This window comes from Escherichia sp. TC-EC600-tetX4, from assembly GCF_019356055.1.
In the GTDB taxonomy this organism is placed as follows: Bacteria; Pseudomonadota; Gammaproteobacteria; order Enterobacterales; family Enterobacteriaceae.
Genome location: NZ_CP079924.1, coordinates 1,194,452 through 1,213,727 on the forward strand (window position 1 = coordinate 1,194,452; position 19,276 = coordinate 1,213,727).

Genomic DNA, 19,276 nt, shown 5'->3' on the forward strand with positions numbered 1-19,276 from the left:
CAGCCCCTTCGGGACGTGCTACATAAAATACGAATGACGCACAACAAGGTGCCTGCCGTCCAACTTCTGATATCAGCGTAGCTATATCAACCATCGGGCGAAACGTCGAGTTAGGCACCGCCTTATTCCATAACAAAGCCGGGTAATTCCCGGCTTTGTTGTATCTGAACTTCCCCTCGGTTAGCATCAGGCTATTCGCGTCTGACGAGAGTAACACCTTGAAACGCTGGCCCGTTTTTCCCCGCTCATTACGACAACTGGTAATGCTGGCATTTTTGCTGATTCTGCTGCCCCTGTTGGTGCTGGCATGGCAAGCCTGGCAAAGCCTGAATGCGCTTAGCGATCAGGCGGCGCTGGTTAACCGCACTACGCTTATTGATGCCCGGCGCAGTGAAGCGATGACCAACGCGGCGCTGGAGATGGAGCGTAGTTACCGTCAGTATTGCGTGCTGGACGACCCAACCCTGGCGAAGGTTTATCAAAGCCAGCGCAAGCGTTACAGCGAAATGCTCGATGCCCACGCAGGCGTGCTGCCGGACGATAAACTCTACCAGGCATTACGTCAGGATTTGCACAATCTGGCTCAACTTCAGTGTAACAACAGCGGTCCCGATGCTGCCGCCGCCGCACGTCTTGAAGCCTTTGCCAGTGCCAATACCGAAATGGTACAGGCCACGCGCACAGTGGTGTTCTCTCGTGGGCAGCAGCTTCAGCGTGAAATCGCCGAACGTGGGCAATATTTTGGTTGGCAATCGCTGGTGCTATTTCTGGTGAGTCTGGTAATGGTACTGCTTTTCACGCGGATGATTATCGGGCCGGTGAAAAATATCGAGCGCATGATCAACCGTCTGGGGGAAGGGCGTTCTCTGGGCAATAGCGTCTCGTTCAGTGGACCGAGCGAGTTACGCTCGGTTGGGCAACGTATTCTTTGGTTAAGTGAGCGCCTGTCATGGCTGGAATCCCAACGCCATCAATTTTTAAGACATTTATCTCATGAATTAAAAACGCCACTGGCGAGTATGCGCGAGGGCACTGAATTACTGGCTGACCAGGTTGTCGGGCCGCTTACGCCAGAGCAAAAAGAGGTGGTGAGCATTCTTGATAGCAGCAGCCGCAATTTGCAAAAACTGATCGAACAACTGCTTGATTACAACCGTAAACAGGCGGACAGTGCGGTGGAACTGGAGAATGTTGAGTTAGCACCGCTGGTGGAGACAGTGGTTTCTGCTCATAGCCTGCCCGCACGGGCTAAAATGATGCATACCGACGTCGATCTCAAAGCAACAGCTTGCCTGGCGGAGCCAATGCTGCTGATGAGCGTACTGGATAATCTTTACTCCAATGCGGTGCACTACGGGGCTGAATCCGGTAACATTTGCCTTCGCAGCAGTTTACATGGTGCGCGGGTTTATATTGATGTCATCAATACAGGCACGCCCATTCCGCAAGAGGAACGCGCCATGATCTTCGAACCCTTTTTTCAGGGAAGCCACCAGCGAAAAGGGGCGGTGAAGGGCAGCGGTCTGGGATTAAGCATTGCCAGGGATTGTATTCGCCGTATGCAAGGGGAACTGTATCTGGTCGACGAGAGCGGGCAAGACGTTTGTTTCCGCATTGAATTACCGTCGTCGAAAAACACGAAATAATGCTAACAGCCTATCCTATCAGGCTATTTTATTTGTCAGTTCGGCCCCGGGCAGTGCTCGAAATCTTCACGTACGATATGTACGCTCCGGTTTCTCCGCGCTGTCCATGTCCAGACTGTCTGCAACAATTACGCCCACTGGGATAGGCTTTAAGTCTGGTGAATATGCGACACATTTTTCAACGATTATTGCCCCGACGGCTGTGGCTGGCAGGGCTGCCATGTCTGGCATTGCTGGGTTGCGTGCAGAATCACAATAAGCCAGCCATTGATACGCCAGCAGAAGAAAAAATTCCGGTTTATCAACTGGCTGACTATCTTTCTACTGAATGTAGCGACATCTGGGCGCTGCAAGGTAAATCAACCGAAACCAATCCGCTTTACTGGCTGCGGGCGATGGATTGTGCTGATCGTTTAATGCCTGCGCAGTCGCGTCAGCAAGCTCGCCAATATGACGACGGCAGCTGGCAAAATACCTTTAAACAAGGGATTTTGCTCGCCGACGCCAAAATTACGCCGTATGAGCGCCGCCAGCTGGTCGCGCGTATTGAAGCGTTAAGTACCGAGATCCCGGCACAGGTTCGCCCACTGTATCAACTCTGGCGCGATGGTCAGGCGCTGCAACTGCAACTGGCGGAAGAGCGCCAACGTTACAGTAAACTCCAGCAGTCCAGCGACAGCGAGCTGGATACATTGCGCCAGCAACATCACGTTCTACAGCAGCAACTGGAACTCACCACCCGCAAGCTGGAAAACCTGACCGATATTGAACGCCAGCTCTCGACCCGCAAACCGGCTGGAAATTTCTCGCCGGATACGCCGCACGAGAGTGAAAAGCCCGCGCCATCCACCCATGAGGTCACTCCTGATGAGCCATAAACCTGCGCATTTATTATTGGTCGATGACGATCCGGGATTGCTGAAACTGCTTGGCCTGCGCCTGACCAGCGAAGGCTACAGTGTGGTCACGGCGGAAAGTGGCGCTGAAGGATTACGGGTACTGAATCGCGAAAAAGTAGATTTAGTCATCAGCGACCTGCGGATGGATGAAATGGACGGTATGCAGCTGTTTGCTGAAATCCAGAAAGTGCAGCCGGGAATGCCGGTAATTATTCTTACCGCGCATGGTTCTATTCCCGATGCCGTTGCTGCAACACAGCAGGGCGTTTTTAGTTTCCTCACCAAGCCTGTCGACAAAGACGCGCTATATCAGGCAATTGACGATGCGCTGGAGCAATCCGCGCCAGCCACCGATGAACGCTGGCGCGAGGCAATTGTCACCCGCAGCCCGCTGATGCTGCGTTTGCTGGAACAGGCGCGGCTGGTGGCGCAATCAGACGTCAGCGTTTTGATTAACGGTCAGAGCGGCACCGGGAAAGAGATTTTCGCCCAGGCTATCCACAACGCCAGCCCGCGCAACAGCAAACCATTTATTGCTATTAACTGTGGCGCATTGCCCGAGCAATTGCTGGAGTCGGAGCTGTTTGGTCATGCGCGTGGCGCGTTTACTGGCGCTGTCAGCAATCGCGAAGGTTTATTCCAGGCGGCGGAAGGCGGAACGCTATTTCTCGATGAAATTGGCGATATGCCTGCGCCGTTACAGGTCAAACTGCTGCGCGTGTTGCAGGAGCGTAAAGTGCGCCCGCTGGGCAGTAACCGCGATATTGATATCAATGTGCGGATTATTTCTGCCACTCACCGTGATCTGCCAAAAGCGATGGCGCGCGGGGAATTCCGCGAAGATCTCTATTACCGCCTCAACGTTGTCAGCCTGAAAATTCCGGCACTGGCGGAGCGCACAGAAGACATTCCGCTACTGGCAAATCACCTGTTGCGCCAGGCGGCAGAGCGACATAAACCGTTTGTCCGCGCGTTCTCTACCGATGCGATGAAACGCCTGATGACCGCGAGCTGGCCGGGTAATGTGCGCCAGTTGGTCAACGTGATTGAACAGTGCGTGGCGCTGACCTCATCTCCGGTGATTAGTGATGCGCTGGTGGAGCAGGCGCTGGAGGGTGAAAATACGGCGCTGCCAACCTTTGTTGAGGCACGTAATCAGTTTGAACTCAACTATTTGCGTAAGCTGCTGCAAATCACCAAAGGCAACGTCACCCACGCGGCGAGAATGGCGGGGCGCAACCGGACAGAATTTTATAAACTGCTTTCCCGACACGAGCTGGATGCAAACGATTTCAAGGAATGAATTGGCGTTATGTGTTACGTTTAGCAGATCAAAAGACAGGCGACCTTTTCAAGGAATAGCATGAAAAAGATTGATGCGATTATAAAACCCTTCAAGCTGGACGATGTCCGCGAAGCACTGGCCGAAGTCGGTATTACCGGCATGACGGTGACCGAAGTGAAAGGCTTTGGTCGCCAGAAAGGCCATACCGAGCTGTACCGCGGCGCGGAGTATATGGTGGATTTTCTGCCGAAAGTGAAAATTGAGATTGTCGTACCGGACGACATTGTCGATACCTGTGTCGATACCATTATTCGCACGGCGCAAACCGGCAAAATCGGTGACGGTAAAATCTTCGTCTTTGACGTGGCACGGGTCATTCGCATCCGTACCGGTGAAGAGGACGACGCGGCAATTTAAACCGCGTCAAGGGTTGCCGGATGTTTCCATCCGGCAACATCAAATTACAGCACCTTATGCGGGCCAAAGCATTCGTAATGAATGTTTTCCTGCTTCACGCCCAGATCCACTAACTGTTTCGCGGTAAACTGCATGAAGCCAACCGGGCCGCAGAGATAGAACTGCATTGTCGGATCGCTGAACGCACCTTCCAGTTTGCTCAAATCCATCAGACCTTCGCTATCAAACTGACCTTTAGCGCGATCGGCTTCGCTCGGCTGACGATACCAGGTGTGCGCGGTAAAGCGCGGCAGTGACTGCCCCAGTTCCTTAACTTCATCGGCAAAGGCGTGAACATCGCCATTTTCTGCCGCATGGAACCAGTTCACTTGTGCTGTGTGGCCTGCTTTTGCCAGCGTGTCGAGCATTGCCAGCATTGGCGTTTGACCAACACCGGCAGAGATTAACGTCACTGGTGTGTCATCTGCGACAGCCATAAAGAAATCACCTGCCGGAGCGACCAGTTTCACGACATCGCCAACATTGGCGTGATTGTGCAACCAGTTGGATACCTGCCCACCCTCTTCGCGTTTCACCGCAATACGATAGCCTTTGCCATCCGGTTTGCGAGTCAAAGAGTACTGACGAATTTCCTGATGTGGGAAACCTTCCGGCTTCAGCCAGACGCCGAGATATTGCCCCGGACGGTATTCTGCCACTGCGCCACCGTCGACCGGCTCCAGTTCGAAGCTGGTGATAAGCGCGCTGCGCGGTGTTTTAGCCACAATGCGGAAATCGCGAGTACCTTCCCAACCACCGGCTTTGCTGGCGTTTTCGTTATAGATTTCCGCCTCGCGATTGATAAATACATTAGCCAGTACACCATAGGCTTTACCCCACGCGTCCAGCACTTCCTGCCCCGGGCTGAACATTTCGTCCAGCGTTGCCAACAGGTGTTCACCGACGATGTTGTACTGTTCCGGTTTGATCTGGAAGCTGGTGTGCTTCTGCGCGATTTTTTCTACCGCTGGCAGCAGCGCAGGCAGGTTTTCAATATTACTGGCGTAGGCGGCAATAGCGTTAAACAGGGCTTCACGTTGATCGCCATTACGCTGGTTACTCATGTTAAAAATTTCTTTGAGTTCTGGGTTATGAGTAAACATACGGTCGTAGAAATGGGCGGTTAACTTTGGCCCCGTTTCCACCAGTAAAGGGATGGTGGCTTTTACTGTAGCGATGGTTTGAGCGTCAAGCATATGGTCTTCCTTTTTTTGCATCTTAATTGATGTATCTCAAATGCATCTTATAAAAAATAGCCCTGCAATGTAAATGGTTCTTTGGTGTTTTTCAGAAAGAATGTGATGAAGTGAAAAATTTGCATCACAAACCTGAAAAGAAATCCGTTTCCGGTTGCAAGCTCTTTATTCTCCAAAGCCTTGCGTAGCCTGAAGGTAATCGTTTGCGTAAATTCCTTTGTCAAGACCTGTTATCGCACAATGATTCGGTTATACTGTTCGCCGTTGTCCAACAGGACCGCCTATAAAGGCCAAAAATTTTATTGTTAGCTGAGTCAGGAGATGCGGATGTTAAAGCGTGAAATGAACATTGCCGATTATGATGCCGAACTGTGGCAGGCTATGGAGCAGGAAAAAGTACGTCAGGAAGAGCACATCGAACTGATCGCCTCCGAAAACTACACCAGCCCGCGCGTAATGCAGGCGCAGGGTTCTCAGCTGACCAACAAATATGCTGAAGGTTATCCGGGCAAACGCTACTACGGCGGTTGCGAGTATGTTGATATCGTTGAACAACTGGCGATCGATCGTGCGAAAGAACTGTTCGGCGCTGACTACGCTAACGTCCAGCCGCACTCCGGCTCCCAGGCTAACTTTGCGGTCTACACCGCGCTGCTGGAACCAGGTGATACCGTTCTGGGTATGAACCTGGCGCATGGCGGTCACCTGACTCACGGTTCTCCGGTTAACTTCTCCGGTAAACTGTACAACATCGTTCCTTACGGTATCGATGCTACCGGTCATATCGACTACGCCGATCTGGAAAAACAAGCCAAAGAACACAAGCCGAAAATGATTATCGGTGGTTTCTCTGCATATTCCGGCGTGGTGGACTGGGCGAAAATGCGTGAAATCGCTGACAGCATCGGTGCTTACCTGTTCGTTGATATGGCGCACGTTGCGGGCCTGGTTGCTGCTGGCGTCTACCCGAACCCGGTTCCTCATGCTCACGTTGTTACTACCACCACTCACAAAACCCTGGCGGGTCCGCGCGGCGGCCTGATCCTGGCGAAAGGTGGTAGCGAAGAGCTGTACAAAAAACTGAACTCTGCCGTTTTCCCTGGTGGTCAGGGCGGTCCGTTGATGCACGTAATCGCCGGTAAAGCGGTTGCTCTGAAAGAAGCGATGGAGCCTGAGTTCAAAACTTACCAGCAGCAGGTCGCTAAAAACGCTAAAGCGATGGTAGAAGTGTTCCTCGAGCGCGGCTACAAAGTGGTTTCCGGCGGCACTGATAACCACCTGTTCCTGGTTGATCTGGTTGATAAAAACCTGACCGGTAAAGAAGCAGACGCCGCTCTGGGCCGTGCTAACATCACCGTCAACAAAAACAGCGTACCGAACGATCCGAAGAGCCCGTTTGTGACCTCCGGTATTCGTGTAGGTACTCCGGCGATTACCCGTCGCGGCTTTAAAGAAGCCGAAGCGAAAGAACTGGCTGGCTGGATGTGTGACGTGCTGGACAGCATCAATGATGAAGCCGTTATCGAGCGCATCAAAGGTAAAGTTCTCGACATCTGCGCACGTTACCCGGTTTACGCATAAGCGAAACGGTGATTTGCTGTCAATGTGCTCGTTGTTCATGCCGGATGCGGCGTGAACGCCTTATCCGGCCTACAAAACTTTGCAAATTCAATATATTGCAATCTCCGTGTAGGCCTGATAAGCGTAGCGCATCAGGCAATTTTTCGTTTATGATCATCAAGGCTTCCTTCGGGAAGCCTTTCTACGTTATCGCGCCATCAAATCTGTCGTAACTGCGCCTCAACATACAAATAGCCAATTCCCAGCACCTGTTGTGCGCGGCTTAATTGCCCAAAGCCAATTTGCGTCGCTTTCACGCTCGGTCCTTCGTCGCGGTCGAACGGGTTAAATCCTGTCTGGCGAATAATAGTATTAAGCCAGTTCTCACCAAAGGCACAACTGCGACCGTACAACCAAATCTGATTAATATTGAGGATGTTGAGGAAGTTATACAGACTCAAACCAATGGCATTGGCAGAGCGATCAACCCAGCTGGTGATCCACGGTTCTCCACTTTGCCAGGCAGCGATTAACTGCGCTGTAGTCAGTTTTTCAGGATCAAGTTGAGTACTAACCGGTTGTGATTTTAGCCATACCCGCGCCTGTTTTTTTAATGCGCTTAACGAGGCGACAGTTTCCAGGCAGCCATAACGTCCACAGTCGCAGACGACGCCATCCGGATTAACGATGGTGTGACCAATCTGTCCGCTACCATACAAACTGCCGCGATAAATTTGCTCGTTAATCACGAACGACGAGCCAATGCCGTAATCAACGTTGATCACGCAGAAATCCCGTTCCTGCGAATTATTTTGCCATTTCTCCGCCAGCGCCAGCATCACGCAGTCATTATCGACCATCACCCGAATGCCGAGCTTCTCTTCCAGCAGATATTTCACCTCCACCGGCGTTGTCCACGGCGCTTGCGGCATGGTTTGCGACACGCCGGTCACAGGATCAACCTGACCGTGGATTGCCAACGCCAGGTTGATGGTATGGTCCGGCCACAATTTACGGTGGCGATGCCAGCATTTTTCGATTTCGGACAGCAGCGCCTGCGGCGTCGGTGCATCAATCTGTAAATACTCAAATTCACCTTTCGGACTTAAACAAGCATTAGCAACCTGACACTCAATACTGGTGGGCGTCACGTTCAGGCACAGCGTCCAGTCACCTTCCGGCGCAATCAGCCATGTACCGCTACTATGCCCGCGCGTCTGGCTTTCATCGTCAATATTCACCACCCGTTTTTCGCTTTCCAGTTCCTGCAAAATATTACTGACTGCCGGAATCGAAATTTGCGCCAGCCGGGCCAGCGTTGATTTATTGGCGCGCTTTTGCCGGTACAGCAGTTCCAGAATCACGCATTTGTTATGGTGGCGAATCTGTTGATTATTAATGCAGGCTCTCATCTTCACTAAACCTTGTTTAGTTAATTGCGTGATTATTCCGCGAAAACATTGCCAGATTGTTCAATACACTGCCACAAATCTTTTAATTCAGTATGTCTTGTTAATATTGAGGGCACCATGACTCCAGTAAAAGTGTGGCAAGAGCGCGTTGAGATCCCGACCTATGAAACCGGGCCGCAGGATATACATCCCATGTTCCTGGAAAATCGCGTTTATCAGGGATCGTCCGGCGCGGTTTATCCCTACGGCGTGACCGATACGCTGAGCGAGCAGAAAACCCTGAAATCCTGGCAGGCGGTGTGGCTGGAAAACGACTACATCAAAGTGATGATCCTGCCGGAACTGGGCGGTCGGGTGCATCGCGCGTGGGATAAAGTGAAACAGCGCGATTTTGTTTATCACAATGAAGTCATTAAACCTGCGCTGGTGGGGCTGCTGGGGCCGTGGATTTCCGGTGGGATTGAGTTTAACTGGCCGCAACATCATCGCCCGACCACCTTTATGCCCGTTGATTTCACCCTCGAAGCCCATGAAGACGGTGCACAGACGGTGTGGGTAGGCGAAACGGAGCCGATGCATGGTTTACAGGTGATGACAGGTTTCACCCTGCGCCCTGACCGGGCGGCGCTGGAAATCGCCAGCCGCGTCTATAACGGGAACGCCACGCCGCGTCATTTCTTGTGGTGGGCCAACCCGGCAGTGAAAGGGGGGGAAGGGCATCAGAGCGTCTTCCCGCCGGATGTAACGGCGGTGTTTGATCACGGCAAACGGGCCGTCTCCGCTTTCCCCATCGCTACCGGCACTTACTACAAAGTGGACTACTCCGCTGGAGTGGACATTTCTCGCTATAAAAATGTGCCTGTTCCAACCTCATATATGGCCGAAAAATCGCAGTACGATTTTGTCGGCGCGTGGTGTCACGATGAAGATGGCGGTTTGCTGCACGTTGCCAACCACCATATTGCGCCAGGTAAAAAACAGTGGAGTTGGGGACACAGTGAATTTGGCCAGGCGTGGGATAAGAGTCTGACCGACAATAACGGCCCGTATATCGAACTGATGACCGGTATTTTTGCCGATAACCAGCCCGATTTTACCTGGCTTGATGCTTACGAAGAGAAGCGTTTTGAGCAGTATTTCCTGCCTTATCATTCTTTGGGCATGGTGCAAAATGCCTCCCGCGATGCGGTGATAAAACTCCAGCGTAGTAAGCGGGGGATTGAGTGGGGGCTGTATGCCATCTCTCCGTTGAACGGATACCGCCTGGCGATCCGCGAAATCGGTAAATGCAACGCGTTACTTGATGATGCCGTGGCACTGATGCCTGCGACCGCCATCCAGGGCGTGTTGCACGGTATCAATCCTGAAAGGCTGACCATTGAGCTCTCCGATGCCGACGGCAATATTGTACTGAGTTATCAGGAACATCAGCCGCAAGCGTTGCCGTTACCGGACGTCGCCAAAGCGCCACTGGCAGCACAAGACATTACCAGTACAGATGAAGCCTGGTTTATCGGTCAGCATCTGGAGCAATATCATCACGCCAGCCGTTCACCGTTCGATTACTACCTGCGCGGCGTGGCGCTGGACCCGCTGGATTATCGCTGTAACCTGGCGCTGGCGATGCTGGAATATAACCGCGCAGATTTCCCGCAAGCGGTGGCGTATGCCACTCAGGCTCTGAAACGCGCACATGCGCTGAACAAAAATCCGCAGTGCGGACAGGCGAGTTTGATTCGCGCCAGTGCTTACGAACGTCAGGGACAATATCAACAAGCCGAAGAGGATTTCTGGCGTGCGGTCTGGAGCGGCAACAGCAAAGCCGGTGGCTATTATGGCCTGGCACGACTGGCGGCGCGTAATGGTAACTTCGACGCTGGTCTGGATTTTTGCCAACAAAGTCTTCGCGCCTGCCCAACCAATCAGGAAGTGCTTTGCCTGCATAATCTGCTGCTGGTGTTAAGTGGTCGTCAGGACAACGCGCGTGTGCAGCGCGAGAAACTGCTGCGCGATTATCCGCTGAACGCCACTCTGTGGTGGCTGAACTGGTTCGATGGTCGTAGCGAATCAGCTCTCGCGCAGTGGCGCGGTCTGTGTCAGGGACGCGACGTTAACGCCCTGATGACCGCCGGGCAACTGATTAACTGGGGAATGCCCACCCTGGCGGCAGAGATGCTGAACGCACTGGACTGCCAGCGCACGCTGCCGCTTTACCTGCAAGCCAGCTTGCTGCCGAAAGCCGAACGTGGCGAACTGGTCGCAAAAGCCATTGATGTCTTCCCGCAGTTTGTCCGTTTCCCGAATACGCTGGAAGAAGTGGCGGCGCTGGAGAGTATTGAAGAGTGCTGGTTTGCTCGCCATTTACTAGCTTGCTTCTACTACAACAAACGTAGCTACAACAAAGCCATTGCCTTTTGGCAACGTTGCGTAGAGATGTCGCCGGAGTTTGCCGACGGCTGGCGCGGGTTAGCGATCCATGCGTGGAATAAGCAACACGATTATGAGCTGGCCGCGCGTTATCTTGATAATGCTTATCAGCTTGCGCCGCAGGATGCACGTCTGCTTTTCGAACGGGATTTGCTGGATAAGTTAAGTGGAGCCACACCGGAGAAACGACTGGCGCGTCTGGAAAATAATCTGGAAATTGCGCTGAAACGCGACGACATGACCGCAGAACTGCTCAATTTGTGGCATCTCACGGGTCAGGCAGACAAAGCGGCGGACATTCTCGCCACGCGCAAATTCCACCCGTGGGAAGGCGGGGAAGGGAAGGTCACCAGTCAGTTTATCCTCAACCAGTTATTACGCGCCTGGCAGCATCTTGATGCCAGACAGCCGCAGCAGGCCTGCGAACTGCTTCATGCCGCGCTGCATTATCCGGAGAATTTAAGCGAAGGCCGTTTACCGGGGCAAACTGATAACGACATCTGGTTCTGGCAGGCGATATGCGCCAACGCGCAGGGCGATGAAACTGAAGCGACGCGTTGTTTACGTCTGGCGGCGACCGGCGATCGCACTATTAACATTCACAGTTATTACAACGATCAGCCGGTTGATTATCTCTTCTGGCAAGGGATGGCGCTGCGACTGCTGGGCGAACAACAAACCGCACAGCAACTGTTTAGTGAAATGAAACAGTGGGCGCAAGAGATGGCGAAAACCAGTATCGAAGCGGATTTCTTTGCCGTCTCGCAACCTGACTTGTTGTCGCTGTATGGCGATTTACAACAGCAGCATAAAGAAAAATGCCTGATGGTGGCGATGCTGGCGTCCGCGGGACTCGGGGAGGTTGCGCAATATGAGTCTGCTCGCGCTGAATTGACGGCGATTAATCCGGCTTGGCCGAAAGCGGCATTATTCACCACCGTGATGCCTTTTATTTTTAACCGCGTTCACTAAACCCTATTAACTGTAATATTTGAGCGGCACGCGCTGCCGCTCATCACAAAATAATTAGAATAAGCCGTTGTTAATAAAAACCCTACAGGAGGCTCTATGCCTACAAAAATGAGAACAACCCGTAATCTATTATTAATGGCTACGCTATTAGGTAGCGCACTATTTGCCAGGGCTGCGGAAAAAGAAATGACCATTGGCGCAATATACCTTGATACTCAGGGATACTACGCTGGAGTGCGTCAGGGCGTTCAGGATGCGGCAAAAGATTCCTCAGTACAAGTTCAGTTAATAGAAACTAACGCCCAGGGTGATATTTCGAAAGAAAGTACCTTTGTTGATACCCTCGTGGCGCGTAATGTCGATGCCATTATTTTATCGGCAGTGTCTGAAAATGGCAGTAGCCGTACCGTTCGTCGCGCCAGTGAAGCGGGCATTCCGGTGATTTGCTACAACACCTGTATTAATCAAAAGGGGGTCGATAAATATGTCTCGGCGTATCTGGTCGGCGATCCGCTGGAATTTGGTAAAAAACTGGGTAACGCTGCCGCTGATTATTTTATTGCCAATAAAATTGACCAGCCGAAAATTGCCGTCATCAATTGCGAAGCCTTTGAAGTTTGTGTGCAGCGACGTAAAGGATTTGAAGAAGTTTTAAAATCCCGCGTTCCCGGCGCGCAAATTGTCGCTAATCAGGAAGGGACTGTTTTAGATAAAGCGATTTCCGTTGGTGAAAAACTAATTATCTCCACGCCGGATCTCAACGCCATTATGGGGGAATCGGGCGGTGCGACACTCGGCGCGGTAAAAGCGGTACGTAATCAAAATCAGGCCGGAAAAATTGCTGTTTTCGGTTCGGATATGACAACCGAAATTGCTCAGGAGCTGGAAAACAATCAGGTGCTGAAAGCGGTAGTGGATATTTCCGGTAAGAAAATGGGCAATGCTGTTTTCGCGCAAACATTGAAGGTTATCAATAAACAAGCCGACGGTGAAAAAGTGATTCAGGTGCCTATCGATCTCTATACCAAAACGGAAGACGGTAAACAGTGGCTGGCAACGCACGTTGATGGTCTGCCCTAATCGCTGATTCGCAGAGGTCCCTATGTTCACGGCAACAGAGGCAGTCCCGGTAGCAAAAGTGGTGGCAGGAAATAAGCGTTATCCCGGCGTCGTTGCGCTGGATAACGTTAACTTCACGCTCAATAAAGGCGAAGTTCGTGCGCTGTTAGGTAAAAACGGCGCGGGCAAATCGACTCTCATTCGAATGCTTACCGGCAGCGAACGCCCGGATAGCGGTGATATCTGGATTGGCGAGACGCGACTGGAAGGTGACGAAGCTACGCTGACTCGCCGTGCCGCTGAACTGGGGGTGCGCGCGGTTTATCAGGAGTTAAGTCTGGTGGAAGGGCTGACAGTGGCGGAAAACCTCTGCCTCGGTCAGTGGCCCCGCCGCAACGGCATGATTGATTACCTGCAAATGGCGCAGGATGCCCAACGTTGCTTACAGGCGCTGGGCGTTGACGTTAGTCCTGAACAACTTGTTTCAACGCTAAGCCCGGCGCAAAAGCAGCTGGTGGAAATTGCGCGGGTGATGAAGGGCGAGCCGCGCGTGGTCATTCTTGATGAACCTACCAGTTCGCTTGCGAGTGCGGAAGTTGAACTGGTGATCAGCGCGGTGAAAAAGATGTCGGCACTGGGCGTGGCGGTGATTTATGTCAGCCACCGGATGGAAGAAATTCGCCGCATTGCCTCCTGTGCCACCGTTATGCGCGATGGTCAGGTGGCGGGCGATGTGATGCTCGAAAACACCTCCACGCATCATATTGTGTCGCTGATGCTCGGGCGCGATCACGTTGATATTGCGCCGGTAGCCCCTCAGGAAATTGTGGATCAGGCCGTGCTGGAAGTCCGTGCGTTACGCCATAAGCCCAAGCTGGAGGATATCAGTTTTACGCTACGTCGTGGCGAAGTGCTCGGCATTGCTGGTCTGCTGGGGGCAGGGCGCAGTGAATTGCTGAAGGCGATTGTTGGGCTGGAGGAGTATGAACAGGGCGAAATTGTTATCAACGGCGAGAAAATCACGCGCCCCGATTACGGCGACATGCTGAAACGCGGCATTGGCTATACGCCAGAAAACCGCAAAGAAGCGGGGATCATTCCCTGGTTGGGCGTTGACGAAAATACAGTGCTGACCAATCGGCAAAAAATCAGCGCCAACGGTGTGCTGCAATGGTCCACCATCCGCCGCCTGACCGAAGAGGTGATGCAGCGGATGACGGTCAAGGCCGCCAGTAGCGAAACACCCATCGGCACGCTTTCTGGTGGCAATCAGCAAAAAGTGGTGATCGGTCGTTGGGTCTATGCTGCCAGCCAGATTTTGTTGCTCGACGAGCCAACGCGCGGCGTCGATATCGAAGCCAAACAGCAGATTTACCGTATTGTCCGTGAGCTGGCTGCCGAAGGAAAAAGCGTGGTGTTTATCTCCAGTGAAGTGGAGGAGTTGCCGCTGGTGTGTGACCGCATCCTGTTATTACAGCACGGCACGTTCTCGCAGGAGTTTCACGCTCCGGTCAATGTGGATGAGCTGATGTCCGCCATTCTGTCTGTGCACTGATGAATTTTACCGAGGAACCTGAAGATGTCTGCTTCGTCATTACCATTGCCGCAGGGCAAGAGCGTCTCGCTCAAACAATTTGTCAGTCGCCATATTAATGAGATCGGTTTGCTGGTGGTGATTGCCATTCTTTATCTGGTCTTCTCCCTGAACGCGCCTGGCTTTATCTCATTGAATAACCAGATGAACGTGCTGCGCGATGCCGCCACCATTGGGATTGCCGCCTGGGCGATGACGCTGATTATTATCTCCGGTGAAATTGATGTCAGCGTTGGGCCGATGGTGGCTTTTGTCTCGGTGTGCCTGGCATTTTTGCTGCAATTTGAAGTTCCGCTGGCGGTGGCGTGCCTGCTGGTGTTGCTGTTAGGCGCGCTGATGGGAACGCTGGCCGGGGTGCTGCGCGGCGTGTTTAATGTACCAAGTTTCGTTGCCACACTGGGGCTGTGGAGCGCCCTGCGCGGAATGGGGCTGTTTATGACGAACGCACTGCCAGTGCCGATTGATGAAAACGAGGTGCTGGACTGGCTGGGCGGACAATTTCTCGGTGTGCCGGTATCCGCGCTGATCATGATTGTGTTGTTTGCGCTGTTTGTGTTCATCAGCCGCAAAACCGCCTTCGGGCGCTCGGTTTTTGCCGTTGGCGGTAATGCTACGGCGGCGCAGTTGTGCGGCATCAACGTTCGTCGGGTGCGCATTCTTATCTTTACCCTTTCGGGATTATTAGCGGCGGTGACCGGCATTTTGTTGGCGGCGCGCCTCGGTTCTGGTAACGCAGGTGCCGCAAACGGTCTGGAGTTTGACGTCATCGCCGCGGTCGTGGTCGGCGGTACGGCACTTTCCGGCGGTCGCGGTTCCCTGTTCGGTACATTGCTTGGTGTGCTGGTGATTACGCTAATCGGTAACGGTCTGGTGCTGCTCGGTATTAACTCCTTTTTCCAGCAGGTGGTACGCGGCGTCATCATCGTGGTGGCGGTGCTGGCGAATATCTTGCTGACCCAGCGAAGCAGTAAAGCGAAACGCTAAACCTTAACGCCCCTGGCGCGGGTGCGGCAGGGATGAAAATTAATCGTATTGTTAATGAGGGATTTATGAAAACGATGCTGGCAGCTTATTTACCAGGAAATTCGACCGTCGATCTGCGGGAAGTTGCGGTGCCGACGCCGGGGATTAACCAGGTACTGATCAAAATGAAATCCTCCGGGATTTGCGGAAGCGATGTCCACTATATCTATCATCAACACCGTGCCACAGCGGCGGCACCCGATAAACCGTTATACCAGGGCTTTATCAACGGTCATGAACCGTGCGGGCAGATTGTGGCGATGGGGCAAGGCTGCCGCCATTTTAAAGAGGGCGACCGCGTGCTGGTGTATCACATTTCTGGCTGTGGTTTTTGCCCGAACTGCCGTCGCGGTTTTCCTATTTCTTGTACTGGCGAAGGAAAAGCGGCTTACGGCTGGCAGCGTGACGGCGGTCATGCCGAATACTTGCTGGCGGAAGAAAAAGATCTGATCCTCCTGCCGGATGCGCTGAGCTACGAAGATGGTGCGTTTATCAGTTGCGGCGTTGGTACAGCGTATGAAGGAATTTTGCGCGGCGAAGTTTCCGGCAGTGATAACGTGCTGGTGGTCGGTCTGGGGCCAGTCGGCATGATGGCGATGATGCTGGCGAAAGGTCGCGGTGCAAAACGGATCATCGGCGTTGATATGCTGCCGGAACGTCTGGCGATGGCAAAACAGTTAGGGGTGATGGATCACGGCTATTTAGCAACCACCGAAGGTCTGCCGCAGATTATCGCCGAACTCACCCACGGTGGCGCGGATGTTGCGCTCGATTGTTCCGGTAATGCCGCAGGTCGCTTGCTGGCACTGCAATCCACCGCTGACTGGGGACGGGTGGTTTACATTGGTGAAACCGGAAAAGTGGAATTCGAGGTCAGCGCCGATCTGATGCACCATCAACGGCGGATTATCGGCTCCTGGGTGACCAGTCTGTTCCATATGGAAAAATGCGCCCATGATCTGACGGACTGGAAGCTGTGGCCGCGTAACGCCATTACCCATCGCTTCTCGCTGGAACAGGCAGGTGATGCCTATGCGCTGATGGCGAGCGGCAAATGCGGGAAAGTTGTGATTAACTTCCCGGATTAAGGAGTTAGCGGATGACCATCTATACCTTATCCCACGGGTCGCTAAAGCTGGACGTTTCTGACCAGGGCGGCGTAATCGAAGGCTTCTGGCGCGATACGACGCCGCTCTTACGTCCTGGTAAAAAAAGCGGTGTGGCAACCGATGCCTCATGTTTTCCGCTGGTGCCATTTGCAAACCGGGTGAGCGGCAATCGTTTTGTCTGGCAGGGGCGTGAGTATCAACTGCAACCGAATGTTGAGTGGGATGCGCACTATCTACACGGCGATGGCTGGCTGGGCGAGTGGCAATGTGTCTCGCACAGCGATGATAGTTTGTGTCTGGTGTATGAACATCGCAGCGGTGTCTATCACTATCGGGTAAGTCAGGCGTTTCATTTAACGGCGGATACGCTGACGGTGACGCTCTCTGTCACCAATCAAGGGGCAGAGACGCTGCCATTTGGTACCGGCTGGCATCCTTATTTTCCGTTGTCGCCGCAAACGCGGATTCAGGCACAGGCGAGCGGTTACTGGCTGGAGCGGGAGCAGTGGCTGGCGGGTGAGTTTTGCGAGCAGCTACCGCAGGAACTGGATTTTAACCAGCCCGCGCCGTTGCCGCGCCAGTGGGTGAACAATGGTTTTGCCGGATGGAATGGTCAGGCCCGCATCGAGCAGCCGCAGGAAGGTTATGCCATCATCATGGAAACGACGCCACCTGCACCGTGTTATTTCATCTTTGTTTCCGACCCTGCGTTTGATAAAGGATATGCGTTTGATTTCTTCTGTCTGGAACCGATGAGCCATGCGCCGGATGATCATCATCGCCCGGAAGGGGGTGATCTCATTGCGCTAGCACCAGGGGAATCAACAACTTCAGAGATGTCGTTGCGGGTAGAGTGGCTGTAATTTATTAAATGCCGGATAAGGCGTTCACGCCGCATCCGGCATCTTTCCTAACGCCGATCGAGAGAAATTGCCCCCGGCCCGGTAATTGCCAATAGCAAGAACGCGCCAGCGATACTGACATTCTTCCAGAAATTAATCATATTTGGCCCAACCGCATCGCCGGTCATATCCCAGTAATGGTGACCAATCACCGCCGTACCCAGCGTGTAGAAAATAAACAGCACCGCCAGCGGACGGGTGAAAAAGCCAAGCACGATTAATATCGCGGCGGGCACTTCCATAACTACCGCAATAATCGCTGCCAGCATCGGCATTGGCGCGCCCAACGAGGCCATATATTGGACCGTACCGTCAAAGCCCATCATTTTGGGAAAACCAAAAATAATGAAAATTAAGACCACGGCGATACGGGCAATTAATAACAAAACGGGGCGGGCAGCTCCAAAATCAAAATAACGTAGTGTGTTCATAACCAATCCCTTTGCAAGATAATGTGATTTAAACGTAATACACACTCTTGCACCTCGCCACGCCCCAGGCATTGAGATATTCGCTAATTATCCTGGTTACAGTGATTTAAGCGCGATGTTCTCATCTATCAGCAGTTTCGCATCAAACGTTTTGCCGCTCTGGATCCATTTGCGAATTGGGCGAATCTCACGCCCCTGATTCAGCGTGACCGCACCGATAAGCACGCCGTTTTGCAGATTAAACCAAATCGCCTTCTGAGTTTCCGGGTTGCCACGACAAAGCCAGTCATCGCCACGCATATCGCCAATAAACTGTAAGTTATCACTGTACTGATCGCTCCAGAACCACGGCGGCGGCAGTAGCGGTAGCGGTAGCCCTAACATTGCGGCAGCGGCAATTTGCGCCTGGTTATTGGCGTTTTCCCAGCTTTCGCAGCGGTGTAGTGCACCATTATCAAGACGAGTGATTGCCACATCGCCACCGGCAAAGATCGCGGGATCGCAGGTGCGGCAAGCCTCATCAATGACAATGCCATTGGCAGTATCAAGGTTGGCCTCGCGAGCCAGTTGCTCGTTGGCGCTGATACCAATACCGTAAATCACCACATCAGCCTGAAGCGTTTCCCCACTTTGCAGCGTCAGTTCTACTTTTTCACCATCGACCACATGTTCAATGGCATTATTGAGCAGAATGCGCACACCAGCCTGCTGGTGGCGCTGTAAAAGATAGCGTTGCACGGGCGGTGGTGCATTACGGCCCATGACGGTTGCCGCCAGTTCAATCACTGTCACCTTACATCTGCGCTGCGTGGCGCTGGCAGCCAGTTCCAGACCAATAGTTCCGGCACCGATAATCACGACTGACCGTTCGGGCTGCAGAACTTCTCGCAGTCTGGCGGCATCACCGGCATGGCGTAGGGTAAAGCAGCGTTCTCCCAGTGCATCAAGCAACGGCAGCGGTCGAGCTGCCGCGCCGGTTGCTATAAAAAGCTGATCCCAGTGCCAGCTTTCGCCGTTGGTTAACACTAACTCTCGTGTGTCGCGACCCAGCGTTTTGATGGTTACACCGGAATGCAGATGAACATTGTTTTCCTGCCACCAGTTAGCGGGTAACACCTGCTGTAACTGCGGGGAATCTTCCAGCAACATGGATTTCGAGAGTGGAGGTCGTTCATAAGGAAGATGTCGCTCATCGGAAAACAGATGCAGCTCACCGGTGAACCCTTGCTGGCGTAGCGAGGCCGCAGCCATTGCCGCCGCTTGCCCGCCACCGACAATAATGATCGTTTTTTCTTTCATCGTGCT

Annotated in this window: 15 protein-coding genes and 1 pseudogene; 12 read left to right on the forward strand and 4 right to left on the reverse strand. The window is 53.0% G+C overall.

The annotated features are described in order from the left end of the window. The first annotated feature begins 218 nt into the window (after nt 1–218). From qseE to glnB, 4 genes are all read left to right on the forward strand, one after another. Nucleotides 219–1,646, forward strand: a complete 1,428-nt coding sequence (gene qseE / locus KXD89_RS05770; protein WP_001311037.1) for a two component system sensor histidine kinase QseE/GlrK — start codon at nt 219–221, stop codon at nt 1,644–1,646. Between the two features lie 164 nt (nt 1,647–1,810). Continuing rightward, complete coding sequence (gene qseG, locus KXD89_RS05775; protein ID WP_001215861.1) at nt 1,811–2,524, forward strand: two-component system QseEF-associated lipoprotein QseG; 714 nt, start codon at nt 1,811–1,813, stop codon at nt 2,522–2,524. Further along, nucleotides 2,514–3,848, forward strand: a complete 1,335-nt coding sequence (gene glrR / locus KXD89_RS05780; protein WP_001295369.1) for a two-component system response regulator GlrR — start codon at nt 2,514–2,516, stop codon at nt 3,846–3,848. The genes qseG and glrR overlap by 11 nt, the downstream gene beginning before the upstream one ends. Before the next feature lie 60 nt (nt 3,849–3,908). Further along, the gene (glnB, locus tag KXD89_RS05785) at nt 3,909–4,247 is read left to right on the forward strand and encodes a nitrogen regulatory protein P-II (protein ID WP_000717694.1); all 339 of its coding nucleotides are present in this window, start codon (nt 3,909–3,911) and stop codon (nt 4,245–4,247) included. Between the two features lie 44 nt (nt 4,248–4,291). Here glnB and hmpA read toward each other — a convergent pair whose 3' ends face one another. Then, entirely contained in the window at nt 4,292–5,482 is a 1,191-nt protein-coding gene (gene hmpA, locus KXD89_RS05790; RefSeq protein WP_000883122.1) for an NO-inducible flavohemoprotein, read from the reverse strand. A gap of 327 nt (nt 5,483–5,809) precedes the next feature. On the opposite strand from hmpA, the gene glyA reads away from it, so the two are divergent. Both glyA and KXD89_RS22420 read left to right on the forward strand, forming a co-directional pair. After that, a complete protein-coding gene (gene glyA / locus KXD89_RS05795; RefSeq protein WP_000919159.1) occupies nt 5,810–7,063 on the forward strand; it encodes a serine hydroxymethyltransferase in 1,254 nt (417 codons plus the stop codon). A 39-nt stretch (nt 7,064–7,102) separates the two neighbouring features. Beyond that, nucleotides 7,103–7,201, forward strand: a pseudogene (locus KXD89_RS22420) (hypothetical protein); the annotation flags it as partial. Nucleotides 7,202–7,260: 59 nt separating this feature from the next. On the opposite strand, the gene KXD89_RS05800 reads toward KXD89_RS22420, so the two are convergent. Further along, on the reverse strand, nt 7,261–8,454 hold the full coding sequence (locus tag KXD89_RS05800; RefSeq protein ID WP_001200769.1) for an ROK family protein: 1,194 nt from the start codon (nt 8,452–8,454) through the stop codon (nt 7,261–7,263). A 117-nt stretch (nt 8,455–8,571) separates the two neighbouring features. On the opposite strand from KXD89_RS05800, the gene KXD89_RS05805 reads away from it, so the two are divergent. From KXD89_RS05805 to KXD89_RS05830, 6 genes are all read left to right on the forward strand, one after another. Next, on the forward strand, nt 8,572–11,853 hold the full coding sequence (locus KXD89_RS05805; RefSeq protein ID WP_001333903.1) for a DUF5107 domain-containing protein: 3,282 nt from the start codon (nt 8,572–8,574) through the stop codon (nt 11,851–11,853). 96 nt (nt 11,854–11,949) lie between these two features. Next, nucleotides 11,950–12,933: a substrate-binding domain-containing protein gene (locus KXD89_RS05810; RefSeq protein WP_001142427.1), complete on the forward strand. Its 984-nt coding sequence runs from the start codon at nt 11,950–11,952 to the stop codon at nt 12,931–12,933. A gap of 22 nt (nt 12,934–12,955) precedes the next feature. Continuing rightward, nucleotides 12,956–14,467: a sugar ABC transporter ATP-binding protein gene (locus KXD89_RS05815; protein WP_000493470.1), complete on the forward strand. Its 1,512-nt coding sequence runs from the start codon at nt 12,956–12,958 to the stop codon at nt 14,465–14,467. Between the two features lie 24 nt (nt 14,468–14,491). Then, nucleotides 14,492–15,490 (forward strand): ABC transporter permease, encoded by a 999-nt coding sequence (locus KXD89_RS05820; RefSeq protein WP_001276670.1) that lies wholly within the window; start codon nt 14,492–14,494, stop codon nt 15,488–15,490. 32 nt (nt 15,491–15,522) lie between these two features. After that, entirely contained in the window at nt 15,523–16,617 is a 1,095-nt protein-coding gene (locus KXD89_RS05825; protein WP_000700787.1) for a zinc-binding dehydrogenase, read from the forward strand. Between the two features lie 11 nt (nt 16,618–16,628). Then, complete coding sequence (locus tag KXD89_RS05830; RefSeq protein ID WP_000158547.1) at nt 16,629–17,501, forward strand: aldose 1-epimerase; 873 nt, start codon at nt 16,629–16,631, stop codon at nt 17,499–17,501. A 47-nt stretch (nt 17,502–17,548) separates the two neighbouring features. On the opposite strand, the gene KXD89_RS05835 is transcribed toward KXD89_RS05830, so the two are convergent. Then, the gene (locus tag KXD89_RS05835) at nt 17,549–17,971 is read right to left on the reverse strand and encodes a DoxX family protein (RefSeq protein ID WP_001094726.1); all 423 of its coding nucleotides are present in this window, start codon (nt 17,969–17,971) and stop codon (nt 17,549–17,551) included. 96 nt (nt 17,972–18,067) lie between these two features. Continuing rightward, nucleotides 18,068–19,270 carry a phenylpropionate dioxygenase ferredoxin reductase subunit gene (gene hcaD, locus KXD89_RS05840; protein ID WP_000660788.1) on the reverse strand — a complete coding sequence of 401 codons (1,203 nt, stop codon included), beginning with the start codon at nt 19,268–19,270 and terminating at the stop codon, nt 18,068–18,070. Between the last annotated feature and the right edge of the window lie 6 nt (nt 19,271–19,276).